General features: G+C 47.7%; 18 protein-coding genes. 4 read left to right on the forward strand and 14 right to left on the reverse strand.

The genetic code is table 11. The features are described from left to right. Nucleotides 1-41: 41 nt before the first annotated feature. The 6 genes from V6669_RS27070 to uvrB form a co-directional block, all read right to left on the reverse strand. Nucleotides 42-2,555: a DUF3656 domain-containing protein gene (locus V6669_RS27070; protein WP_338588664.1), complete on the reverse strand. Its 2,514-nt coding sequence runs from the start codon at nucleotides 2,553-2,555 to the stop codon at nucleotides 42-44. A gap of 502 nt (nucleotides 2,556-3,057) precedes the next feature. Further along, a complete protein-coding gene (locus V6669_RS27075; protein WP_338588665.1) occupies nucleotides 3,058-4,953 on the reverse strand; it encodes a stalk domain-containing protein in 1,896 nt (631 codons plus the stop codon). A gap of 43 nt (nucleotides 4,954-4,996) precedes the next feature. After that, complete coding sequence (locus V6669_RS27080; protein ID WP_338588666.1) at nucleotides 4,997-6,166, reverse strand: trypsin-like peptidase domain-containing protein; 1,170 nt, start codon at nucleotides 6,164-6,166, stop codon at nucleotides 4,997-4,999. A 494-nt stretch (nucleotides 6,167-6,660) separates the two neighbouring features. Further along, nucleotides 6,661-6,873, reverse strand: coding sequence for a hypothetical protein (locus tag V6669_RS27085; protein ID WP_017692026.1), 213 nt, complete (start codon nucleotides 6,871-6,873; stop codon nucleotides 6,661-6,663). A 337-nt stretch (nucleotides 6,874-7,210) separates the two neighbouring features. Next, on the reverse strand, nucleotides 7,211-10,069 hold the full coding sequence (gene uvrA, locus V6669_RS27090) for an excinuclease ABC subunit UvrA (RefSeq protein ID WP_091036448.1): 2,859 nt from the start codon (nucleotides 10,067-10,069) through the stop codon (nucleotides 7,211-7,213). Between the two features lie 712 nt (nucleotides 10,070-10,781). Then, nucleotides 10,782-12,773, reverse strand: coding sequence for an excinuclease ABC subunit UvrB (uvrB, locus tag V6669_RS27095; protein ID WP_091013102.1), 1,992 nt, complete (start codon nucleotides 12,771-12,773; stop codon nucleotides 10,782-10,784). A gap of 169 nt (nucleotides 12,774-12,942) precedes the next feature. Here uvrB and V6669_RS27100 point away from each other — a divergent pair, with 169 nt between their 5' ends. Then, the gene (locus V6669_RS27100) at nucleotides 12,943-13,740 is read left to right on the forward strand and encodes a flagellar motor protein (protein WP_062837042.1); all 798 of its coding nucleotides are present in this window, start codon (nucleotides 12,943-12,945) and stop codon (nucleotides 13,738-13,740) included. Next, nucleotides 13,724-14,566: a flagellar motor protein MotB gene (locus tag V6669_RS27105; protein ID WP_338588667.1), complete on the forward strand. Its 843-nt coding sequence runs from the start codon at nucleotides 13,724-13,726 to the stop codon at nucleotides 14,564-14,566. Before V6669_RS27100 ends, V6669_RS27105 begins: the two co-directional genes overlap by 17 nt. Before the next feature lie 100 nt (nucleotides 14,567-14,666). Here V6669_RS27105 and V6669_RS27110 read toward each other — a convergent pair whose 3' ends face one another. The 3 genes from V6669_RS27110 to V6669_RS27120 are packed head-to-tail and all read right to left on the reverse strand — an operon-like array spanning nucleotide 14,667 to nucleotide 17,982. Next, nucleotides 14,667-15,845 (reverse strand): ABC transporter permease, encoded by a 1,179-nt coding sequence (locus tag V6669_RS27110; protein ID WP_338588668.1) that lies wholly within the window; start codon nucleotides 15,843-15,845, stop codon nucleotides 14,667-14,669. Beyond that, the gene (locus V6669_RS27115) at nucleotides 15,838-17,034 is read right to left on the reverse strand and encodes an ABC transporter permease (protein WP_338588669.1); all 1,197 of its coding nucleotides are present in this window, start codon (nucleotides 17,032-17,034) and stop codon (nucleotides 15,838-15,840) included. The genes V6669_RS27110 and V6669_RS27115 overlap by 8 nt, the downstream gene beginning before the upstream one ends. 12 nt (nucleotides 17,035-17,046) lie before the next feature. Then, the gene (locus V6669_RS27120) at nucleotides 17,047-17,982 is read right to left on the reverse strand and encodes an ABC transporter ATP-binding protein (protein ID WP_338588670.1); all 936 of its coding nucleotides are present in this window, start codon (nucleotides 17,980-17,982) and stop codon (nucleotides 17,047-17,049) included. Between the two features lie 211 nt (nucleotides 17,983-18,193). Here V6669_RS27120 and V6669_RS27125 point away from each other — a divergent pair, with 211 nt between their 5' ends. Together V6669_RS27125 and V6669_RS27130 are read left to right on the forward strand one after the other, a co-directional pair. Beyond that, entirely contained in the window at nucleotides 18,194-19,405 is a 1,212-nt protein-coding gene (locus tag V6669_RS27125; protein WP_338588671.1) for a sensor histidine kinase, read from the forward strand. A gap of 20 nt (nucleotides 19,406-19,425) precedes the next feature. Continuing rightward, the gene (locus V6669_RS27130; protein WP_338588672.1) at nucleotides 19,426-20,115 is read left to right on the forward strand and encodes a response regulator transcription factor; all 690 of its coding nucleotides are present in this window, start codon (nucleotides 19,426-19,428) and stop codon (nucleotides 20,113-20,115) included. A 91-nt stretch (nucleotides 20,116-20,206) separates the two neighbouring features. Here V6669_RS27130 and V6669_RS27135 read toward each other — a convergent pair whose 3' ends face one another. From V6669_RS27135 to ftsE, 5 genes are all read right to left on the reverse strand, one after another. Further along, entirely contained in the window at nucleotides 20,207-21,535 is a 1,329-nt protein-coding gene (locus tag V6669_RS27135) for a PDZ domain-containing protein (protein WP_338588673.1), read from the reverse strand. A 64-nt stretch (nucleotides 21,536-21,599) separates the two neighbouring features. Beyond that, nucleotides 21,600-23,072: a S41 family peptidase gene (locus tag V6669_RS27140; RefSeq protein WP_289390471.1), complete on the reverse strand. Its 1,473-nt coding sequence runs from the start codon at nucleotides 23,070-23,072 to the stop codon at nucleotides 21,600-21,602. A gap of 135 nt (nucleotides 23,073-23,207) precedes the next feature. Continuing rightward, nucleotides 23,208-24,488: a M23 family metallopeptidase gene (locus tag V6669_RS27145; protein ID WP_036612408.1), complete on the reverse strand. Its 1,281-nt coding sequence runs from the start codon at nucleotides 24,486-24,488 to the stop codon at nucleotides 23,208-23,210. Between the two features lie 187 nt (nucleotides 24,489-24,675). Next, nucleotides 24,676-25,593: a permease-like cell division protein FtsX gene (ftsX, locus tag V6669_RS27150; protein ID WP_091013078.1), complete on the reverse strand. Its 918-nt coding sequence runs from the start codon at nucleotides 25,591-25,593 to the stop codon at nucleotides 24,676-24,678. Then, complete coding sequence (ftsE, locus tag V6669_RS27155) at nucleotides 25,583-26,269, reverse strand: cell division ATP-binding protein FtsE (protein WP_024631580.1); 687 nt, start codon at nucleotides 26,267-26,269, stop codon at nucleotides 25,583-25,585. The genes ftsX and ftsE overlap by 11 nt, the downstream gene beginning before the upstream one ends. Between the last annotated feature and the right edge of the window lie 165 nt (nucleotides 26,270-26,434).

The following is a 26,434-nucleotide window of genomic DNA, read 5'->3' on the forward strand; positions in this document are numbered from 1 at the left end:
TTCATGCTTGATTGTAAATGTTGATGTAAAATACAATCTGTTTATTTCACCAATTGACCACGTGTAACGCCCAGTTGGTTTGTTGCTTTAAGTGTTTTCCAAACTTGTGTACCACTGATCTCGCCGCGCAGTGCACGGTTGTACAGATCAATTACTTCGCGTACCTGCTCCGGTGTCTCTTCCAGGAATTCCACACGGTAACGGGATACACCCAGATCCATAAAGTTAGTCAGATACTCGGCACCCGACTGCTCCACTGCGTTGTATACCGTATTACGGCAACCTTCATCCACACGTACCGGGTGGGACATGCCGATCCGGTCTTGCAGGGATGCACGCTGTTCCTCACAAGGACGGCCACAGTTAGTATAGTCCGTTCCTTCACTCATGAACGTACAATATACACAGTGCTCGGTGTGGAACATCGGCAGATGCTGATGGATAACCACTTCAGTCTGACTTGTACGGGAGTGACCCAGCAAATCAACCATTTGTTGAATGTTCAGGTCATAGGATGGGGTAATCCAGTCACATCCGGCTTCCAGGAACAATTCTACTGCTTTGTGATTGGCGATGTTCAATGAGAAGTCGCCGATCAGTTCCGGGTGCTTCGCATCCGGGTTTTCCATCCGGTGACGAAGGTAAAAGTACAGCGCACCTGTATTACGCACCAATACCGCATCCGGCTTCAGACGCAGGATGTTGTTGTGATATCCGTTCTCCCCAGGCATGTGAATACGCGGTGTTGCCAGCGCGATCTTGCGACCAGCGGCATGCACAGCTTCCACGGCTGCCGGGAACTGCTTGATAAACTCGAAGTCGGCATAGATCATGCCGATTCCTGCTTCAATCGCTGCCTCCACTTGTGGCAGGCTGCGACAGAGCGCGGTCAGCTCTGCTTGACCGCGAGCCACTGGCGATGCCGGTTTAACCGAATCGCCGTATACATCTACCGCCCGTTTCACGTATACGGGTGGTTTAGGACGTTCACCCGCGAGTTGTTCTACTGCCTGACGGCGAATGTTATTCAACTCGCGCATTGGGATAATGACGTCACCGTGCAGATTGACGTCCATTCCTTCCAACTGGAACACTGTGCCGCCCAGACGTCCGAACTGCTCTTCGAGCAATTCATGTGTCATTGGACGCTTCTGGGCGATGTCCAGTTCCATCTCGGAATCAATACGGACAGTCGTGCCTTTCTGCACGTCTGTCCACCACGTGCTGAGCGGTTGCCCCGGGCTGCCGATAACTTTTACTTTCACCGGGAATACACGGTAAGGCTTCTCGGTCTCGAAGCTTTGACGCAGACGTTTGTCGAGCGCCGGGTCATTCGTTTTCCACACTTTGTCGCCAACTTTCACACGACGCAGATCTACGTCACTACGGCCTGGCACAACGTCAACAATCCAGCCCTCTTCGGCTTCGCCTTCGAGTTTTACGCCTTTGCGCCGTACATCGTATACCCGTCCGCCCTCTTCCTTCTGAGTCGGGTCTCCAGCGTCAAATACAATTCCGTCTCCACGTTTCACAGGTGCATCCAACTTCAGGACCACACCATCGCGCAACACTTGATCTACACGACCAAGATAGACACCACGGCTTTTCGGGAATGTTCCATCCACCAGTTCTTTGTTGTTTGTACCGCTCAGGAAACCATGCGTGAATCCACGGGAGAAGCTTTGCTGCAATTCGCGAACTTCTTCCTTGCTTGGCGGTGTGTTATCTCCATCAAAATAACGGTCAATCGCTTTACGATATTTGCTTACTACGTTTGCTACGTATTCCGGCGTTTTGAGACGTCCTTCAATTTTGAAAGAAGTTACTCCTGCTTCGATCAGTTCCGGCATCAGATCAATCGCTGCCAGATCCTTCGGAGACAACAGATAAGCCACATCACCCATCGGCTTGTGCTCTCCATCCACCATCAGGTCATATGGAAGACGACAAGCTTGTGCGCACTCTCCGCGGTTCGCCGAACGTCCTCCCCACATTTCGGAAGTCAGACACTGCCCCGAGTAGGATACACACAGCGCGCCATGAACGAATACTTCCATTGGAAGCTTCGCCTGTTCCCCGATCTTCTGGATCTGCTTCAAGTTGTTCTCCCGTCCCAGAACAACACGTTCCATATCAAACGGCTTCGTAAACTCGACCGCTTCCGGTGACGTAATCGTCATCTGTGTTGAACCGTGAATCGGGAAATCCGGCGAAATCTCGCGGATCATCTTCACCAAGCCCAAATCCTGAACAATTACAGCGTCCACACCAGCATCGACACATGCATCAATCAGTTCTTTTGCATCCGTCAATTCATTTTCAAAAATCAATATATTAAAGGTCAAGAAACCTTTTACGCCATAACTGTGCAAAAACGCCATAATCTCCGGCAGCTCGTCCATGCGGAAATTGTTCGCCCGTGCCCGTGCATTAAACTTTTCGACTCCGAAGAAAATTGCATCTGCGCCATTGGCTACCGCCGAACGCATACAATCCCAGTCACCAGCGGGTGCCAGAAGTTCAACGTCTTCTCTTCGTATTGTTGCTGTTTTCATGTAGATCCTCCCCATAACCGGCTAGCCGCCGGATTTCATCCCTATATCCTTAAACGCCTGAACATCCCAAGCCTAAGACTGCACCTTATCGGGTACACCTGCATTGTCACGGTATTGCTATATCTATCTATTATGTCTGTATTGCCTGAACTCCAAGCTTACAGTCATTCATAATCATCAGATCAGCAGTCATAACTCCTGAACTAGTATAGTGTACCACTTCTGCACCGACTCTTCTACGTTTTCCTGAAAAAACCGTTTACCATTTTCATTTCCATTAAGATTTACACTAGACACTCCGATTGCAGTACCATCTTCCGATCGCTGTTACCCCCAGATTTTTTTTATTTCCTTTTCTAAAGGGGTAAATCTGGTGATAAACGCGCACGCTTCGCTTCTTCAGATCGGTTCTGCACTCTTCGCCCCAGTGTAAATATTTAATTTATCTTATACAGGAAACAAATAAGCCGAAAGGTCTTTTGACCCTCCGGCTCCACTACATTTATTTAATAAAAGTAAATGAGTTCACTGCTTTTTCCAAGGCAGCCGCCTGAACTTCTGTCTTGTTGGCATCGTTCAGCCCACTTGTGATCGTATAGGTTGTTCCGTCCTTTTCAAAGACGATCTGCCGACCCGCATATGGCACGCCTTTGTCCAGTTCATGATACGTAAAGGAAAATGCAGGTACACCCGCAAACGTCAGCTCCTCACTGCGCAGCAGCTGGAAGTTTTTCCGCGTTTTGGTGGCTTCGGCATAAGCTTCTCTCAGTTGGCTGACCGTCATCTCGATTGACTTGTCTTCACTCGCCGCAATGGAGAATTCTCCGCCCGTAAAGGTGTACACCACAGGTGAATATTCGAATCGATCACTGTAAGGTGTCCAGTAACGCGGAATATCTACACTGTATTTATAACGTTTGGACGTACGTGTAAGTGTCTTCGTTTTGTCTGTCAAATAAGGATCTTCATCCAGCTGACCGAAATTATCGGCAACCGTATCAAAATCAATCTCCACACTCTTCATAATCCGTTCAAACCATGCCCGATCTGCACTTTGCTCCTCAGGGAACGTATACTCTGCATAATATCGATACCCATTCTTCTGCAAAAGAACATCAAACTCGGTCTGCCAGCCCCCGCCAAAGTTATAACGGAATTCATTCACCTCGGCAGTCTCTCCCGAGATATCCATCGTATATGAACCAATTGGCTCGTAACTCTCTGGTGTAAATGTCTCGCGCATCCACTTATCCAGTTGGCCGCTCCAGTCTTTTACCGTTGTACCTGCCTTCGCCGAAGTGACACGCCATTGCAGATACGCACCATCCTTGGATTCATAGATCATCTGATTGTTATCCATCGACCAGCCGGCAGGAATCTTCAACTCAATACCATAATCATCGTTCCAAGCGGAGCGCATGCCATTATCTACGGTGGATAGATCCTTGATCGTTCGATCCGATTCCGCATAGGTTGGCTGGAATGAATTGAGTAGCGCTGCACGTTTGCCCAGATCTTTATAATTCAAGGCTTCGTAATCCGCGAGATACACATCATATTGACGACCTTCGCTCAGATACTGACGCATCTCCCATAACATGCCGTCTACATCCTTCACGATAATCCGTGCATAAGGCGTTTTGCCTTTCGACACCGCTTCACGATCCAGCACCGTATCTCCCGATTGTTTGGCTTCCTGGACGAGTTGCTGCAACAAATCATCCGCATCCAGAGCCACATCCTGATCGCTGACATACACTTCAAGATAATAACTGTTGTCCGCAGCGCCGAAAGTTATCATGCGCTCCTGCTCACCGGTCTGGAAAACCATAAGGTCTGCCGAGTAGTTAATGGACCAACCGTAAAAACTGTTGCCAATTCTGGTTTTGCCTTCATCCGGATGAATACCATCCTCATCATCCACCGAATCATCGGTTTGCAACAGACGAATGACCATTTCTCCGGAACTGGTTGGAGCTAGCGTCGCTCCGATACCGGCAGCAACCGCACGAAGTGGAACCATAAGTACGCCATTCACCATCTTGGGGGCGGCACCCATTTCATGTTTTACACCATCCACCCAAGCAATCGAACTGCCAATCGTTAGGGTAACCGTGTGTGAACCTTCCTTGATTTTGACAACATCATTTTTCTCCAGCCGGATTTCACTGCCAAATGCTTTCTTGAATACACCGACAGGTACCATCGTGACACCCTTAAACTTGTAAGGTTTGGCTATGACCTGCTTATCGCCGTTAATGTAAGCGCTCGCGCTACCCGCTTTGACCCGTAGTTCACTTGTCGTCAGATCAGATGCCCATACAGGCAATGCCGCGCCAATGGTCAGCATCCCGGTTAATACACCTGTGCTTAGCACACGTATCCATGACTTTTTCATTCCGTTCTTTCGTCCTCTCTCCATCCGGGCTGATCGCCGGGCTTTATTGTTCTTCATCTGCAAGGAACGCTTCATCTTCCTCGTCTACGATGTCTGCGCGATCAGCAAGCACCAACGTGCGGGTGACGATATCGCCATCCGTTTGCATCAACAGCTTTACCTTTTGCCCAGGCAGATACTTTTTGAGCAGCTCATTGATATCTACTACTGAGGAGACACGTGTACCTGCCACACTATAGATGACGTCGCCCTCTTTAATTTTGGCTTTTTTTGCTTCAGGAGACAGTACACCCGTAATCGTTAAGGGATCATCTGTAGGCAGGCCCACAATCGCAGACCAGCTTTCTTCCAGCTGCAGTCCCAGACTTGCACGTTTTATTTTTCCATATTTAAAAAACTGATCGATGATATATTGAACGGTATCCACTGGAATCGAAAATCCCAAACTCTCTACGCCGACCGCAGAAAATTTCATCGAGTTGATACCAACCACTTCACCCTTCAGGTTGACCAGCGGTCCTCCGCTATTTCCTGGGTTAATCGCCGTGTCGGTCTGAATCAACCGGTAGGTCGCCTCAACACCACGATTCAAGCCGCTAATTACCCCTACCGTTGCCGAGTTGCGCAAAGAAAAGGAAATCGGCGTACCCAAGGCAATCACCGTTTCTCCAACAGTGGTTTGTGAAGCTTTGGCGAAGCTCGCCGGTTTGAGTGATTTGGCATTGATTTTGATTAGCGCCAGATCACTGAGTGCATCACTGTATGTTTTCGTAATTTTGTATGTATTGCCATCCGTCGTTACGACCACAGGGCTTATTAATCCATCTACCACGTGAGCATTTGTTACAATCCATCCATTGGACCGGATAATGACACCTGTACCATGTGCAAGATTATATCGATCGTCTGATGTTGCACCGTCCTGCACTTCGGTAGATTTCCCAATAATGCCTACGACCGAAGGAGATACCTTTTCGATCACTTTAGGAATGGCTTCACTTCCCTTGTACGTGTACGTTCCCGATTTGGCATCATATTGTCCACTTCCACCAACTGCCTTGAGCAGATCCTTGGTGTTCACATAGACTTGACCGTCTACCACTTTCGCTTGCATCGCCGCTTTGGATTCAGCTGCACCGGCCGTTGCCGCTACACTAATCGAGAGTACAGCAGCCATCAGTATGGCTATCCCCTTTTTACCCAACACGCTCATATTCTCACCTGACCCTCTCTATACATCCTTCTTGCGCGACTCGACATCGGATTCATCGCTGAATCTATTCTCTTTTTCTCTCATCTGCAATTCCGGTATCCCTCAATGTATCATACAGAATCTGGATATACAATTGTTTTAAGTCCTATTTTAGTAGAGAAGATAGAATCCTGTTCAATCGTTTCAGTATAAATGAAAAAAACACCCTCCATGTCTCTCTGGAAAGTGTTCGTCTGTACCTCTTTTAGAGGTAGTTCAAAAAGTACGCTTTTGATTACAAAGGATGCCTGGTGGCATCATCAGCATCGAATATGGAATTCAGCCGAAATAAGCGGGAGGCTTACGAAGTATGTTTCTTTTCGAAACATTGTAGTTGCTCACGTAGTTTTCCCTACGCTCCGCTACTCCATTTCTAGCTTCATCCCATCTTCTCGGTACTGAAAACCGATCTTTTTGAACATGCACTATTGGCTTAATTCAATTCTACGGCATTCCTACTGAGCAAACCAACCCGTTATCATCGCATAGTCTGTCATCAGAAATACCAGTAGGCTGACTACTGCAAATCCGATCGCAAACAGATTTTTCTTCGGTGCCCGTAGAAGGCGAACAACTCCGATGAAAATCAGGATCGTAAATAAGATGACAAAAATATCAAATGCATTAAAATTCGATGTACTCGCCGTGGCAGCTTCTGCAAACAGCATGGATAGACAGACCTCCTTACCATAGTTGAACAGCTAACGCATACCCTAATATCTTCCTCTATGTTATCTGTACCCTGCTTGTAATGCAAGCCCTATCATCCATAAAAATGAAAAAAATCCAATTTGGCCGATTATTCCTGTAATGCTCGTCGCAATGCATATGTAAACACTTTCACGAAATAACTTTAGTCCGAAGAAAAACGGTGCATAATTCAAAATTAAAAAGCCCTTCTTCTCGGAAGCAGAGCACATCAGATCGTAATCCAACGTCTCAACCTTTTCGAAAAGAAGGGCCAATAATGCCACTTCATAGGATATAACTAATGGTTAGCTGACCTTAGTCCACCAATTGCAGTGCCTTGCTCCGCTCGGTATCCCGCTCCAGAACCGGCTTCAAGTACTTGCCTGTGTAGGAAGCTTCCACTTTGATGATATCCTCAGGGGTTCCGGTTGCAACAATGGTTCCTCCACCACTACCGCCTTCCGGCCCCAGATCAACAACATAGTCTGCTGTTTTGATCACATCCAAGTTATGCTCAATCACCAACACCGATTCCCCGGAATCAACCAGACGGTGCAATACGTTCAGCAAACGGTCGATATCATCGACATGCAAACCGGTAGTCGGTTCATCGAGGATGTAGATGGTTTTCCCTGTACTGCGGCGATACAGCTCGGAAGCAAGCTTCACCCGCTGGGCTTCACCACCAGACAATGTAGTTGCAGGTTGTCCAAGGTTGATATAACCCAGGCCCACATCCATCAGTGTCTGCATTTTACGATGGATCTTCGGAATGTTCTCGAAGAATTGGGTTGCATCTTCAACCGTCATTTCGAGCACATCGGAAATATTTCTGTTTTTATATTTCACTTCAAGCGTTTCCCGGTTGTATCGTTTGCCTTTGCAGACTTCACAAGGAACATAAACGTCCGGCAAGAAGTGCATCTCGATTTTGATAATACCGTCTCCACGGCAGGCTTCACAACGTCCACCTTTGATATTAAAGCTGAATCGGCCTTTCTTGTATCCACGTACTTTGGCTTCGTTCGTCTGAGCAAACAGATCCCGGATATCATCAAAGACTCCTGTATACGTAGCCGGGTTGGAACGTGGGGTCCGCCCGATTGGAGACTGGTCAATATCGATGACTTTATCGATATGTTCCAGACCACGAATTTCTTTATGCTGACCCGGACGTACCCGAGCACGGTTCAAATCACGTGCCAGCGTTTTGTACAGGATCTCATTGATTAATGTGGATTTACCAGAACCTGACACACCCGTTACCGCGGTAAATACACCTACAGGAATCTTCACATTCAGATTCTTTAGGTTATTTTCTTTGGCTCCACGTACTTCCAACCAACGGTCTCCTACACTTCTACGTTCTGTACGAATCGGAATGAATTTGCGTCCACTCAGATATTGACCGGTTAAGGAGTTCTCATCATTCATGATCTCCTCCGGTGTACCCTGTGACATGATGGTACCCCCGTGGATACCTGCACCTGGGCCAATATCAATAATATAGTCGGCAGCCATCATCGTATCCTCATCATGTTCAACCACGATCAACGTGTTACCAATGTCGCGCATATGCGCAAGCGTTGAGATCAGACGGTCATTATCCCGTTGATGCAGACCGATACTTGGCTCATCCAGAATATACAGTACACCCATCAGGCTGGAACCGATCTGTGTAGCCAGTCTGATCCGCTGAGCTTCCCCACCGGACAATGTTCCGGCAGCACGACTCAGTGTAAGGTAATCCAGACCAACATTCACCAGGAAGCCGAGACGGCTGTTGATTTCTTTCAAAATCAGTTTGGCAATCGTCTGCTCTTTCTCCGTCAATTCCAATGTATCAAAGAATCGGCCAGCTTCACCAATGGACAAACTAGTCACATAGGCCATGTTGTGATCATTAATCGTAACCGCAAGACTCTCGCGTTTCAGACGTTGACCTTTACATGTACCACAAGGTTTCGCACTCATGTAACCTTCAATAAATTCACGGATACCTTCAGATGCTGTATCACGATAACGACGCTCCAGGTTATTTACGATACCTTCAAAGGTAACCAGTGCTTCCTTCCGTTGTCCAAAATCATTCTCATAGCGGAAACGGATTTTCTCCGTACCTGTTCCCTGCAACAACTTGTTCATCTGCTCAGCTGGCAGATCTTCGACAGGTACATTTTGGGGAATGTTAAAGTGCTCACATACTGACTTCAGAAACTGCGGATAATAGGTGGATGTGCCACCTGTCCAAGCATCAAAAGCACCATCTTCGATGGTCTTAGTCCGATCCGGTACGAGCAGATCAGGGTCAACAATCATTTTGACACCTAATCCATCACAATCCGGGCAAGCCCCGAAAGGACTGTTAAATGAGAACATCCGCGGTGCCAGCTCTTCAATACTGAATCCACACACCGGGCAGGCAAAGTTGGAACTGAAGCGCAGCTCTTCTTCGCCCATAATGTCCACAAGTAGTTGTCCACCGGACAAATTAAGTGCTGTTTCAATAGAGTCGGCCAGACGCGCCTGTACATCATCTTTAACAACGATCCGGTCAACAACGACTTCAATGGTATGCTTTTTATTTTTCTCCAATTGAATATCTTCTGACAGGTCACGCAGTTCCCCGTTCACCCGCACACGGACAAAGCCCTGCTTGGACACATCAGCAAATACACTTTTATGCTCGCCCTTACGGCCCGAGATAATGGGTGCCAAAATCTGCAACCGGGTACGCTCTGGGTATTGCATAATACGGTCAACCATTTGCTCTACGGTCTGGGAACTGATCTCCACGCCATGGTCCGGACAATGTGGATGACCCACACGTGCAAATAACAGACGCAGATAATCATAGATTTCGGTCACGGTTCCTACTGTGGAACGTGGGTTACGACTTGTTGTTTTCTGATCTATTGAAATGGCAGGAGATAATCCTTCGATGGAATCCACATCCGGTTTCTCCATCTGTCCTAGAAACTGGCGTGCGTAAGCTGACAATGATTCGACATACCGCCGCTGTCCTTCGGCATATATGGTGTCAAAAGCCAGCGAGGACTTGCCTGAGCCACTCAGGCCGGTCAATACCACAAAGCGGTCACGTGGGATGGTAATGTCGATATTTTTCAGGTTATGCGCTCTTGCGCCTTTAATGACAATGTTATCGCTCGCCAATAGTATTCATCCTCTCAAATTTACTAATCCAAACCTTTTAAAGGCTTTTCGATCCCTCCCAAACCCTCCCTTCCAAGGGAGGGCCCCAGAGGGCGCAGCCCTCTGGACACCCGAAACAAGCGGTGCAACGGTGAGGGGTCGGGTCTTGCTATGTGAAGGGTTGTCGTGTGCCCGCGGCTCCACATAAGGTTCCGGCTCATTGCCGGAACCTTATACGGCCGCTCTACTGCGAGAGTGACGCTCTCGGCTTCGCCACGTTCGCGATAGGTCGCCATTGCCTTTGGCTCGGCTCCAAGGTCAACACCAGGGCGCTCTCGGCTTCGCCTTGATCGCGTCATTGCCTTTGGCTCGGCTCCAAGGTCAAGAGCGGGACGCTCTCGGCTTCGCCACGCTCGCGACAAGGTCGCCATTGCCTTTGGCTCGGCTCGAAGGTCAACACCGGGACGCGCTCAGCTTCGCCTTGATCGCGTCAGGTCGCCATTGCCTTTGGCTCGGCTCCGAGGTCAACACTGGGGCACTCTCGACTCCCAATTGCTTTCCTATAAACCTTTTAACCAATTTCAACATTTCTATCAGTATAGACCCGAATTCAAGATTTCAACATCTCTTATTATCGGTAGATATCAACGATTTCCTTACTCAACAAGAGAACGGCCAATTGGCCGTTCTCTTGTTACAAATCCTTTACTGGAGCATATAAATGAGCAGTATCTTATTCAGCGCGAAGTTCCAGCAACGCATCGCGAAGCTCGGCAGCACGCTCAAACTGCAGATTTTTGGCTGCATCTTTCATCTCTACCTCTAGGCGCTGAATAAGCGCCTGACGATCTTTCTTCGACATCTTCTCGGCTGCGCCCGTGAGATAGTCTTTCTTGGATTCAGCAACTTTGGTTGCCTCAATCACATCACGCACTTTTTTGCGAATCGTCTGTGGTGTAATTCCATGTTTCTCGTTGTACTCGATCTGGATTGCACGACGACGTTCTGTTTCCTTTATCGCTTTATCCATCGAATCCGTCACTTTGTCGCCGTATAGAATAACGCGACCCTCGCTGTTCCGTGCTGCACGACCAATCGTTTGAATCAGTGAGCGTTCGGAACGCAGGAATCCTTCCTTATCGGCATCCAGTATAGCTACGAGAGATACTTCGGGCAGATCGAGACCTTCTCGGAGCAAGTTGATTCCGATTAGGACATGGAAAACGCCCAACCTTAGATCACGTAAAATCGCCATCCGTTCCAACGTCTTGATCTCGGAGTGCAGATAACGAACCTTGATTCCAACTTCCTTCAGATAATCCGTCAGATCCTCAGACATCTTCTTCGTTAATGTTGTAATCAACACACGCTCGTCTTTGGCAATCCGGTCGTTAATCTCACCGATCAAGTCATCGATCTGTCCTTTCGTTGGACGCAGTTCAATGATTGGATCAAGCAGTCCGGTTGGACGGATAATCTGTTGCACCATCGTATCGGTATGCTCAATCTCATAAGGGCCCGGTGTGGCCGATACATAAATAATCTGATCCATCTTGCCTTCGAACTCTTCGAATTTGAGCGGACGATTATCCAGCGCTGACGGCAGTCGGAAACCATGTTCAACCAATACCGTCTTCCGCGCTTGGTCACCATTGTACATCGCACGGATCTGTGGCAGAGTCACGTGAGACTCATCGACCACGATCAACATGTCATCCGGAAAGTAATCCATCAGTGTGTATGGGGTATCGCCGCGTTCGCGGAAAGTCAGTGGACCGGAATAGTTCTCAATCCCCGAACAGAATCCAACTTCCTTCATCATCTCGATATCATACCGTGTGCGCTGCTCCAGTCGCTGAGCCTCTAACAGTTTCCCCTGTTCACGCAACACTTCAAGACGCTCCTCCAGTTCACGCTCAATGTTCACCAGCGCAACCTTCATCGTCTCTTCTTGCGTTACGAAGTGAGACGCCGGGAAGATGGCAATATGTTCACGTTCGCCAATGAGCTCTCCGGTTAACACATCAATCTCCGTAATTTTCTCGATCTCATCACCAAACAATTCAACCCGAATTGCATGTTCGCCCTTGGAGGCAGGGAAAATCTCAACAACATCCCCACGAACACGGAACGTACCCCGCACAAAGTTAATATCGTTCCGCTGATACTGGATCTCTACCAGACGAGACAAAATCTGATTGCGCGGTTTCTCCATGCCTACCCGAAGTGACAGCAACATGCTTGAATACGAGTGCGGTGAACCCAAACCATAAATGCAGGAAACACTCGCTACAATGATGACGTCCCTGCGCTCAAACAACGAACTCGTCGCTGCGTGCCGCAGTTTGTCGATCTCTTCATTAATACTTGAATCCTTCTCGATATACGTATCGGAGGACGGGATATATGCTTCTGGCTGAAAATAATCGTAATAACTGACGAAATACTCAACCATGTTATTAGGGAAAAAATCTTTGAACTCACTTGCAAGCTGCGCTGCCAACGTTTTGTTGTGTGCAATAATCAGCGTCGGACGTTGCAGTTGGGCTATCGTCTGGGCTATCGTAAACGTCTTACCCGTACCCGTTGCACCCAGCAGTGTCTGGTACCTCTTCCCCTCCTGAACACCCTTCACCAATTCTTTAATGGCTGCCGGCTGATCACCTTGGGGAGAAAACTCTGACTCGATTTCGAACGTTTTGTCGCTCATTATAATATCGCTCATTGCCGTATCTCACCCTATCGTCTAAAATAATAGTCACTATATATTGTCGAAGTTCCCCGAATTTTCATATGGGAAAACTTATAGTAATAGGAATATTTGTTCCCGTTTAATTATACCTCGTTCGTTTTAGTGATGCAAACGTGAAATGAAGATAGGAGTGGGTTAATTTATGGATATTGCGACACTTATCGGTATTATTGCCGGAATTGCCGCAGTCATTAGCGGTTTTTTGTGGGAAGGCGGCCAATTGTCCGGTCTCCTGCAAAAAACGGCTGCTTTAATTGTATTCGGTGGAACGATTGCTGCTGTGGTTGCCAGTTTCCCGGCGCATCGCCTTCGTACGATTCCAGCTGCCCTGCGTATGGCTTTTGGACGTAACAACAATGAATCAGGCTTATGGGTCGAAGAACTGGTGGAGATGTCTTCAATCGCACGCCGCTCAGGTGTACTTGCATTGGAACGCAAGGTTATGGATCATCCGCATCCATTTTTGCAAGACGGGATTCAGATGGTTGTTGATGGTACAGATCAGGATGTGGTTCGCCAGATCCTGGAGATGGAGATCGACTCGATTGAACAAAAACATGAGGGCTACGCCAAAATATTCGAATCCGCTGGTGGGTACGCTCCAACCATGGGGATCATCGGAACCGTGATGGGACTTATTCAGGTACTTGGCAGTTTGACCGATCCAACCGGACTCGGACCTGCCATTGCTGTTGCCTTTACCGCAACCCTGTATGGGGTCGCCAGTGCCAATCTTATCTTTTTGCCCATTGCCTCCAAGATCAAATCCAGAGGTGCTGATGAAGTGCAGACGATGGAAATGCTTCTCGAAGGTGTACTTGCCATTCAGAACGGTGAGAATCCCCAGCTTGTACGCAAAAGACTGGAGTCCTTCACCCTCACGCATCGTCAGCATATACGCCCCCTAGCAAAGGAGGGATTGGATGAGTCGGCGCAGTAAACGGCGCGGAAAACGTGAAACTATCGATCATCGGGATCGCTGGATGATTACTTATGCCGATCTCATAACCCTGCTTTTGATCTTTTTTGTCATCATGTATGCCATGAGCAATCTGGATTCCGGTAAATATGACGTCGTTACTCAATCATTACAAAATACATTCAATGCGTCCGACTCTATCCTTGAGCTTGGTGAGGAACTCGGTGAGAAACCCGGACAGACGATTACAGAGACTCCGCCATCCGAGGTGCAGGGTGAAGATCCTTCAAAAGGTGAAGGAAACCCTTCCGATACCGGGACTGCAACACCAGATGATGACGACAAGCCCCTCACAGAACGGGAAGAACAGTTCAGATCACAGGAGCAGGAATTGCAAAATCTGTTCAATGTGATTACCCAATATATCGAGGATAATAAACTGGAAAATCAGATTTTTGTTGCGGACAAGCCACAGGGCCTATCCATTACCCTCAGTGACCGCTTCCTGTTTGATCAGGGCCAGGCCGCTCTAAAGGACGGTGCAGCACCAACGCTCAGTAAACTTGCCAGCCTGTTTCGGGATCTGAATACCGTTGTCAGCATTGAGGGTCATACCGATAACATTCCTGTGGGAGCTAACTCCGCCTATACCGATAACTGGCAGCTTTCCGGGGAACGTGCACTGTCTGTATTACGATTTTTTCTGGATACAGAGAAACTTAACCCGGACGGCTTCCAGTATGCCGGATATGCGGATACGCGCCCAACGGGTGACAACACCACAGCCGCCGGAAGACAAAAGAACCGTCGGGTTGAAATAACGGTCCTTCGTCAACTCCAACCTTAATCATCAATATCTCACATAATGCATCATTCCTTATGCAAAGAAAGCACGCTCTAACTGAATTCAATTCAGCAGAGCGTGCTTTCTTTTATGTCGTATTACCTTATGCCTCTACTCCTGGCTGGCTAGGGCGTAGAATCGCAGAGCCTACGGTCAGTAAAATAGCAGCCATGCCAAACAAAATCAATAGTGGCAATGTGATATCCGACAATGTACCGCCAGCAGAGATCGTTTCCACAGCCTGAATCGCCCATTTCTGTGGAACGAAGTTGGCGAGCTTTTGCATATAATCCGGCATCAACGAGATCGGCCAGAAACAACCACCTATCATGCAGGTTGGCATAATGACAAGTGAATTCAGCATGTTGGCATTTTTGGGATTACGGATTAATCCTGCCACGGTACTTGCGATCCCCATGGAGACCAGCATAAATGCGGCCAAGATGATGAAATGAATGCCAAAAGGAATACCGGCATCATAATGCAGCAACCACCTGCTGACTCCCAAAACCAGAACAATCTGAATCATACCAATGACAAAGCTGCCGAGGAAATTACCAAGCGCAATCTCATATGCACGGACGGGTGCCGTATATACTCTGGCCATCGTACGTTTCCTGCGATCTTCCATAATCACAGCCACTGCACTGGTCAGCAGCCCCATCATAAACATAATCGTAAATCCAGTCACATTGTTCAGGCCACGCTTAGGATAGATCTGCAGATCCGTGACTTCACCAGCAACCTGATGCTTTCCTGTTTCCTGTAATAGCTGTTCAAACGGCTTCTGTATCTTCACCGCTATGTCATTCTCACTTGAGACACGACCCGCGGCCAACGTAACAGCTGAAGCAGATTGTTGCAATCCGCTCGTCAAACCTTCAACCGCCGCTCGTAGTGTATAGGAATCTTCACTTATACGCAGTTCCACAAGTTTAATTTCGCTTGGCTTTCCTTGTAACAGATCCTCCGTATAATGTGCCGGAATGATGATACCAGAACTTCCTTTTTGCTGAGCGATGGCTTCCTTCACTTCTGCTTCGTTTGTCATCGGCTTGAGCAGATACTCCTCTTTGCCAGCAAGTTCATGAATCATCCATGTCCCTGCCACCCCTGTATCCTCGTTGACATAGGGAATAACAGTACGTGTACTCTGCTCGCTTCCAAATAGAGCAACCGCTCCTGTAACCACCAGGCAAGGCAGAAGCAAAAACGTAATGAAGCCCATTTTACGGCCAAGTGTACGTCTAATCATCAACCAGGCGATGTGCAGACTATTCATATCGGTATCCTGCCTTTCTATAGATCATTCCTGAGATGAACAGTAATACAGCGCATACCACGCCTAACATTAGAATGTTATATACAATCTCTCGTACAGGTGCATCCAGCATCATTCTCAGAAAACTCTGGAGTGCCCAGTGGTTAACCGTAAATTGGCTAAGCCGTTGTACAAAATCAATCGGAATGGGCATGAACCCACCGCTAATGAATGTCATGGCAACGATGATACCTTGTAAGGTTGCACTGGCCGATGCCGTGCTTTTGCATACCAATGCCACGATCACGCCAAGGGTCATGGATGCCAATGTGATGAATACACAAGTCAGCACAATATACCAAGGATGGGTTCCCCAATCCACACCGTAGAGCCAATATGTCATAAGGATGATCGTTGTTGCTTGTAAGAAAGCGAGCAGACTATTACCTGCAATTTTGCCAGCGAAAATAACTCCATTACCTATCGGCGCAGCCTGAAGGCGGATCAACGTTCGGTTATCCCGCTCTCCAAAAAGGCTAGTACTTGTTGTCATACCCGAGTACAACATGAACATTGCCAGCATGGATGCTGCATAGTATTGGGAGGCACTGTAGGCCGTGCCTGTTTTTCCGGGATTGATGACAGTAAAGGAAGTGGAACTCACCCCACCAGACTCCGAAGCAGAGTCCATGGCAGCAATCACTTCCGGACCGAGCACTTTGGTAATCGCCATCTCTCGGTTCCATTCATCCGTAAAACGTGTGAACAAAGTTTCACCCAAGGTATTAAGTGTGTTGTCCTTTCCTCGTATCCACTGTAACCTGGCCTCCTTCCCCACCATCACGTTTTGCTCAAAATCCGAAGGAATCATTACAGCAAAGTCCAGCTTGCCGGTACGCAACGAATGAACGGCCTCTTCTTCAGTCGTAAAGTTCTGCACCTTGAGCATCTCAGCCACTTCCGGGGATTTAACAAATGTATCCAGCGCTTGATTAACTGTACTTGATCCTCCACCAGATTCGGTATTCAAATGGATGACTCCCACACGTACAATATCCGGAATAACATCATCCGCCGTCCCCATCGTACTGGAAAGTGCCGTACCCAATATAAAAATCAGTAACAACGGCAAAATAAACAGGTTTAACACTACAGATCGAATCTTAAGAATACGCCTTAATTCAAAGATGCAAATATGCCATATATTCATCTCTTGTTCCCCCTAGTCCCGAAGCGTACGCCCGGTCAGATTGAGGAACAACGTTTCCAGATCCGGCTCTTCGACCTTGAGCGACTGAATGGATACTTCATGTTTGCTGCAAATGAAGAGCAGATCCTGGAGATCCTGCTGTGCCGAAGGCAGCGTAATGGTCAGTGTATTCTCTGAAACGTCTACCATCCGCACACGGGGGTGAAGTTTCAGTTCTTCCACGACGTCGGGACCGATACCGGAAGTGGAGAGCACTACTTTTTCCTCCGATGCTACCCGTTCTCGCAGCTCTACTTCAGTCCCACAGGCAATAATTCGCCCCTGATCCATAATCGCAACCCGGTGACTAATCGCCGCCACTTCCTCCATGTAATGACTTGTATATATGATCGTTGAACCCATCTTGTTGAGTGTCCGTACCGATTCCAGAATATGATTCCGAGATTGCGGATCAATGCCAACTGTAGGTTCATCCATAATAATGAGATCCGGGCGATGTGTAATCGCACATGCGATGTTTAACCTGCGTTTCATACCACCAGAGAAGGTCGAGGGGGCATCTTTTGCTTTATCCTGCAACCCTACAAATTCAAGAGACTCCTGCACTCTTTCCTTAAGCAATTTTCCACGCAGTCCATACAGTCTGGCAAAAAAGGTCACATTCTCCGCAGCAGACATGGTTTCATATAAAGCCAGATCCTGCGGAACGAGTCCGATCTTGCGCTTTACTTCAAGCGGTCGCTCTTTGACCGATATCCCATCTAATCTGATTTCACCCTGATCCATATTCAGGAGCCCTGCAATCATGCTGATGGTGGTACTTTTGCCTGCTCCATTGGGACCGAGCAATCCAAAAATCTCGCCTTTGCCAACACTAAGGTTCAAATGATCCACGCAAAGCTTGCTGCCGTATCGTTTTACTACATGATCTACTTCAAGTATGCCCATCCCTTTTACGCCCCTTTTCCGTTTCGGCCTTCGCCGCTGGATTTGATAATTTTATTGTAATGGATCGCAATCTGTAGCGAAGGTACAAAAAGTCATGAATCGAAGGTGACTTAAGTCATCTCCTGATTCGAATGCTGCTTATGGTATAATCAAGGGCGCATTACCAAGAGATTTTGTACTCCACTTTTTATATAAAGGATGTCATTTACATATGCCAATGCGGTTTCTGCAATACGGATTAATTATCGTTCCAGCAGTACTGTACATGTTGATGCTGCCCTTGGAAAACGAAGCGGTCTACACCCTGTATATCATCATCGCACTTGGACTCTCCGTGTGGAAAGATTTTAACCGTTCGAGTACACAGCAGTGGCTGTTACTTCTAGCCGAAATACTCTGGAGCTGTTGGCTGATTGCTTCGTATGGAACATTTATGGTATTCCTCTCTCTATCCGTGCTCTACGTGTATATGTACAGACTCAAGGGGAGCCGGAGGTGGTTGATGTTTGCGATTCAGCTTGTCGCTAACAATGTCGCTTTGCATTGGCATTATTCTGTCCCAGAGGCACCGCAGCCAGGGTTAACCACACTAAATACAACCGCAACTACATTACTCTCCGCAGAGACAACTGCGATAGTTCTTGGCAACCTGCTTCTGCTCATCACAGCGGCTCTGTCCTGGCAGGGATCAAGAACGGCGAGCAGCCGTGGACAACTGGAACAAGTCTATGACGAGCTCCGCAGTAAACATTACGAGCTACAAGAAGCGCGCGAACAGCTGCTACTATTTACAAAGCAACTTGAAGGAGTAGCTCAGGCAGAGGAACGCACTCGTATCTCCAGACAGCTTCATGATGATATTGGACACCGAATGATTCGCACCAAAATGATGTCGGAAGCCGCTTTGCTGACCCTCCCCCTGAATATGGAACAAGGAACGGAAATGGTGAGACAGATTCGCGATCAATTAGGCACCAGTATGGATGATATGCGCAGCACACTGCACAAACTGCAACCTAACTCCTATGCATCCGAAGCCTACGCGCTGGATCGTCTCCTAGAGGAATTCGGTAGAGACACCGGCGTAAAGACAAATTATGAAGTTCATGGCCTATCTCATGCGCTGTATCCCAGCATACAAATCGTTTTATTCAAAAATGCCAAAGAAGCCCTGACCAACGCACTGCGACACGGAAATGCTTCTTCAATCACAGTGGGGTTGGTATTCAGAGATCAGGAAGTCTGTATGAGCGTAAGTAATGATGGCATCATCCATCCCCCTTCGTCTAAGGGAAGTGGTATAGGACAGGAAAGCATGCGTCTACGTACACAAATGGTGGGAGGAACGTTGGAGATCCAATCGGCTTTTCCGTATACAGTGATTACACGCATTCCAATAACGAACCAGATGGATACACTTTGAAAAAGGAAGTGAATGTTCTCATGTCCGAACAGAATGATATGAACAACAAGAATGATTCAGCTCAGCCCCCACTTATTCGGCTAATTCTCGCCGACGATGACTACTTCATTCGCGAAAGCCTTAAAGTGTTGCTCGGACTTGACTCTGGCATTACTGTTACAGGCACGGCCTCCAATGGGCAGGAAGCGTTGGCATTGCTTGAGACAGGGACGCCTGCGGACGTGGTCTTGATGGATATTCGGATGCCGGAATGTGACGGAGTTGAAGGTACACAGCGCATAAAGGTACGTTTTCCCGAAGTCCAGGTGCTCATGCTGACGACGTTTGATGACGATGAGTATATTATTCAGGCATTACAGAATGGCGCAAGCGGTTATTTGCTCAAAAATGTTCCACCCGAGCGGATCATTCAAGGCATCAAGACCGTACATAACGGCGATATGTTAATCCATCCGGATATTGCCCGCAAATTGGCAGGCTTTCTTCGTCCTGCTGCGATTCCCCTGACACAGAACCCAATCGAAGCCTATGGACTGACACGTATGGAGCTGGCGGTTGCCGAGGCCATATCGGAGGGGCTATCCAATAAGGAAATTGCCGCCAAACTGTTCCTCAGTGAAGGCACCGTCAAAAACTACGTCACAGATATTCTCGGCAAGCTGAGCTTGCGTGATCGGACCCAAATCGCCATCTTTATGTTAAAACAATAACAAAAAAGGTATTTCCCTTGCCTGCGACGGCGCTCGGAAATACCTTTTTCATTGCTTGATTTATGCAAACATACTTCATCACGTATGCTAGTTACATCTCCACGGACCCTTTATCACTGGCCACAGGGGCTGGCGGTAACGCCAAGGGAGCTTCCTCCCTTTGTGGTTTTTTCAGACGGGCAAACAATTTGAGGTTGATGATATGGAACAGTGTCAGTGGACGTAACCGAATCGCCCAGACCTCGTGATTGTCCGGTGCCATAATGACCCCCAGCTGATGATGCTCCCCTTCATAGATCGCTCGTTGCATGAACTTGCTTTCTCCCTGGTGATTTCGTACCTCGAGCTTGCAAAAAGCCGGGTTCATCCGCAGAGCACGATGCAACTCTTCCGGTGAATGGACCAACTTACCATTCACCTTGTACAAGGTCTCTCCTGCTTCAATCCCCAAATCTGCAGCAGGACTCTCCGGAATAACAGCCAATACTTTCAACCCATGCTGCGGATGAACAAATACCGGACTGCGGTTTTGCTCTTCAAACGCGCTGTACCATACCAGAAATTCATGTCCAATAAATGCAATCAGTGCAGCAACCACCATGAGTGGAGACCACCATGCAGCAAGCAAACTAAACACTAGCAAAGTTGCCCCGTATATCATCAACCGCTTGGATGAGATCTGTACCTTTTGTCCCGGAAGCATACTCTGCGTGATCTCACCAAATCCGAGCATAATCGGCAACGCAACCAGCATGTAACTATGACCTGCATTCATCAGTGGATTCCATGCCAGCTCCGCGCCACCTCCTGTGACTGGAACAAGAATCAGTAGAGGAATGGCCCAAAACTGCTGCAGTTGATATCCCCCAACCAGTTTCCCGCGTTTTCCCTCGAACAGAAGTGGTGATGCCATCGATACCCCCTGCATGCGTACCAACAGGGCTTCACCCATATGTAGAAGCGCCGCCAGGACAAGCAGTGCAGGCATATCCAGTGTACGTAGCGTTTCCGTTACACTACCCATCCAACCCGAGGGTTGCCAGCCTGAAGCCAGATTCAAACCAAATTGCAGCACACCCAGTAACCCTGCCGCATAAGCAAAGCACAGATACCGGATACGGAACAAGGATAGAATTAATGTTGCAGCCCATATGCATATCAGGCTTCCCAGTGTAAGATGTGCACCGAGGAATAGGGACACAATCGAGACGATGGTACCAATGAGTATGCCTCCGAGCACCGCTCGAATCGTCTGTGTTATCGAGCTTTGCAAACGAACATGGAACAATTTACGCTCCTGCAGTAACTGACGATGATAGATCAGCGCAATCAGGATCACCGCAATATAATAAAACGGCTGAATAAACAACTGCAACAAAGCTTCCCCTAATGTAGTTAACCACGGCCATACCCATTCCATTGTGGTCGGTCACCCCTCTCTTTCAGCCGGTTCAGAAAAAAAGAAGGCTGAAAATCAGCCTTCTTTATGGCTTCGACACAGCGGACGAAATATCCTTCGAGACATTTTCGATCGCGCGTTTCAGCTGTGCATCATATTGAGGATTGGCAATACGTTCAATCAGAGCCGCTTCCAGTGATTCAGCGGTTTTCTCGTCAATCTGGCCTGTAGCCTGAATGCCTTTTTGCTTCTGGAATGCTTTGACCGCTTCTTCTGTCTTCTGGTCGTAGTATCCGTCCACACGATCCGGTTTGAAATCGAGTCCTCTCAGCATCGTCTGCGCACTTTTCACATCCGTGCTATTACTGTCATATTTCAGTGGTAACTTCTCTTTGTTAATCGGTGCCACCGAGAAATAATCCGGCTGATCTACCGCAATATCCGGTTTGATTCCTTTTTCATGAATCCAGTCTCCGTTCGGAGTGAGCCACTTGGCAATGGTGATCTTCAGCAAGCTGCCGTCACCCATCTGCTTGTCATAACTCGTCTGTACGGTTCCTTTACCAAAAGAGTTTTCACCAATCAACTTGGCACCTGCTGACTGTTGTAATGCACCGGCCAAAATCTCCGACGCACTCGCACTGCCTTTGTTCATCAGGACTGTGACTGGGTAAGCTTTGGCTGATCCATTGGACTTGCTTTGTTCCTTTTTGCCGTTCTTGTCTTCAACTTGCACAATAACCTTGCCTTTAGGAACAAACTGTTCAGCAATATCAATAACGACTTGCAATACACCGCCTGGGTCATTCCGTACGTCGATGACCAGACCTTTCATGTTCTGCTTCTCAAGCTTCGCCAACTCTTCCTTAAAGCGATCGCCTGTATTCAAAGAGAATTGAGTAATGGCAATAACGCCAATTCCGCCATCCTCCATGTGAGCATATACGGTCTCCAGATCAATGTCATCGCGTACAATGACAAATTCAATCAGCTCGGAAGATCCAGCACGTTTGACTTGTACCTTCGCTTCACTGCCCTTTGGACCTCTTATTTTGTTAACAGCCTTGTTCAGTTCCAAACCTTGCAGGGATTCACCGTTTACCGACATAATCATGTCCTTCGCACGAATACCCGCTTTCTCGGCAGGGGATCCTTTGATCGGGGAAACAACAACCACGTTTCCATCCTGTGAGGATACCTCTGCGCCAATACCGGTAAATGAACCTTCGATCGACTCTTCAAACTGAGCAGCTGTTTCCTGCCCCATATAGTTGGAGTACGGATCACCAAGGGATTCCATCATGCCGTTGATCGCACCGTCAATCAATTTGGTCTGATCCACATCTTTATAATAGTTGCTTGAGATCAAATCCATCGCGGTTTCAATCTTCTTCAAATCGTTCTTCTGCTGTGTATTACCGGTTACACTGGCCAGCAAACCTTCGCCCGGTGTGGCCTGGCTCGCTATTCCCGGATACGTCATTAATACCAGGGTTAGCAAACTACCGCCAAGGAGACCCACAATGACAAGCAGTAGCGCCGATCTTTTCTTCATCATCCGTTTGTCACCGCCTTTAGTTTTGAAGCGTGTCCGATTCCATTGTTGCCAGAATCCATTCCCTGAACATGCCAGCTTATTATATGTCTAGCTTGTACGGAATATGTTTTTTCCATTCGAACGATGGAGCAATAATTACAAATAGTTCATCGGATTTACAGCGGTACCGTTGTCTCTCACTTCAAAGTGCAAGTGAGGTCCAGTAGAGTTCCCTGTATTTCCTGACTCCGCAATGGTATCCCCTTTGCTTACTGTGTCTCCCTTGCTGACTTTGAATCCACCTTCACGCAAGTGACCATATAACGTCCATAGTCCACCGCCGTGGTCCACAATAACCGTATAACCATAACCGCTATACCATTCAGCCATGATCACGATTCCGCCAGAGGCAGCGTGAACTGAGGTTCCCTGTGGAACAGCAAAATCGACACCGGCATGCATTTTACCCACTACACCCGTAATCGGATGGGTACGGGGACCGAATCCAGAAGAAATACGTCCCCCAGATACCGGTCTTGAGAAGATACCATTACCGGATGAATACGTGACCTCACTGCTACTATCCGAACTCACTCTGGTAGGCGCCTTGGCTGCAGCTTTCGCCCGAGCCGCTGCTGCGGCTTTTGCTTTGGCTGCAGCTGCAGCCTGCTGTTCACGCAATTTATTTTTCTCTTGAAGAAGTGCCGAACGTTTGCTGGCAATCTGCATTAATACATCTTCCTGCTCTTGTGTCAGCTCTTCTGACTCTTCAATTTTAGCATCATATGAAGCGAGAAGCACTTGCTTTTCCGCTTCTTTCTCATTCAATTGGGACTTGCGCTGTTTCTTCTGTGCATACAGGCTCTTGGCTTCCGCATATTGCACATCCAATTCTGCTTTTTTGTCCACAACCAGTTGCTTGTCCGCTTTGTGCTCATCCAGCAGATGCTGATCCTGATCCACAATCGTTTTGAGTGAATCCGCACGGGTCAGGAAGTCAGTGAAGCTAGTAGAAGACAATAATACATCCAGATAGGATACAGCACCGTCCGTATACATCAGGCGCACACGTGACTCCAACAATTTTTCCCTTGCAACAATGCGTTCTTCTGCCGCTTGCAGATCTTTTTTCGTTGTACGGAGATCTTCCTCCGTGTTCTCGATCTGCAAGGATACACTCGCCAGTTCATCACTAACGACATTGATCTGTTCCATGACAACCTTCAGATAAGCGTTGGTTTTGTTCTTGTAATGCTGTGCTTCCTTTTTGTTGGAAGCCGCTTTTTTTTGCTCCTGCTTGGCAGAAGCTGCCTTGCTCTCCAGTTGCTGAATCTGTTGGTCAATATCGCTGATGCTACTCTTGGCATATCCGTCAGAAGGTTGAAGCGTCAAACTGGCCAATAACGTAAAGGCCAGCAGCGAAGCGGTTTTTTTCAAAATGATGATCCCCCATCCTATGATTTCACAAGAAAGCAACCTGCACAGGTGGTGAACAGCATGTTCTTTGCTTTCTTCAATCTTAAAAGACTCCGTCTTTCCTACATATCGTCAAACAGCGTCCATTAATGAACCTGCTTTACCATTCTTTTCGACATATTCTGCAATTCGATCGTTGAAAACAAAATTAAACGTTGAGTGATTTCCGAATGGACAGTGTACTTCCCAAAATACCTACCAGCACACCAAGTCCGATCAACAATGTTCCAAACAGCAACCAGATTTCGCCCAGCGGAATCAAGTTAAGCATCTGCATGAAGACATCCTGACCAATCGTCTTCATCAACTGGCTGTATCCAACAAACAGCACCCCAACCGTAATGACCGAGCCAATAAATCCAATGAGTGCACCTTCAATAAAGAAAGGCCAGCGAATAAAGGTGTTGGTTGCGCCAACCAACTTCATAATTCCGATCTCCCGGCGACGTGCCAGAATCGTTACGCGAATCGTATTCGAGATCAGGAACATGGACATGAGACCCAGTCCCCCGACAAAAATAAATCCGATGTTACGAACAAGCTTCGTAAATTTGAACAACACTTCCACCGTTTCCTTGCCGTAGTTCACTTTCATGATTGGCTTCTCCGGGTGTTTTTCGTTCAAAGCTTCGATTTTTTGCGCCACAAAAGTGACGGTTTCCGGTTCAATGACCTCAACTTCAATGGTCTCCGGCAGTGGGTTGTTGTCCACATCGAAACCGCTAAGCACGTTATCTGCACTCTCTCCAAGACGCTCACGGAACTCCTTGAGTCCTTCTTCCTTGGAAACAAAACGAATCTCACTTACTTCAGGCATCGCGCTGATTTCTTGCTCCAGTGTGTTACGCAGGTTCTCGTCCACATTCAGTTCGAGGAACGTGCTGATCTCCACTTGGCTATCAACCTGATTCGCCATGGAGTTCACATTGAGCACCAACAGCATGAACACGCCAAGAATCAATAAGGACACAATGATGGACATGATGGAGGCCACGGACATCCAGCCGTTGCGGAATACGTTTTTGAATCCCTCCCGCAGATGGCGCAAGAGAGTACTAAAATTCATAACCGTATTCCCCTCTCATCTGATCCCGTACAATCTGTCCACGTTCAATGGCGATTACCCGTTTACGCATCGTATTCACAATATCTTTGTTGTGGGTCGCCATAACAATGGTTGTTCCCCGGAAATTAATCTCATCCAGCAGCTGCATGATGCCCCACGACGTCTCCGGATCGAGGTTACCTGTAGGCTCATCCGCGATAATAACCGATGGGTTATTGACGATAGCCCGTGCAATGGCAATACGCTGCTGTTCTCCACCCGAGAGCTGCGAAGGTTCACGATTCGCCTTGCTGCGCAGTCCCACCAGATCAAGCACTTCCATCACTCGTTTCTTGATATGACGCTTCGGTGCTTCAATTACTTCCATGGCAAATGCCACATTCTCAAATGCGGTCATCCGTGGTAGCAGACGAAAATCCTGGAACACAACGCCGATGTTACGACGCACATAAGGAATCTTTCTTGGCTTCAACTTACCAATATTAAATCCGTTAATGGATATTTGTCCTTTGGTCGGAACTTCTTCTCTGTACATCAATTTCATAAATGTCGATTTACCTGCGCCGGACGGACCGACGATATAAACAAATTCATTGCGGTCGATCTTCACCGACACCCCTTGTAATGCGTGGGTACCATTGGCATAGGTCTTCCACACGTCCTGCATTTCTATCACATCATCACTTCCTGCTCGCATAGTTAGCCATTATCATTTCGACACAATCCCGGCATTTCCTTTAAAAAGACCTGAATTTCATCAGGAAAAATCCACTTCGTCCCTATTTCGTTGGTGAAGCATGGATTCATATGAAGTTTATTGTAACAAATTTGTTACCTATTG

It is taken from the genome of Paenibacillus sp. Y5S-9 (assembly GCF_036894235.1).
GTDB lineage: Bacteria > Bacillota > Bacilli > Paenibacillales > Paenibacillaceae > Paenibacillus.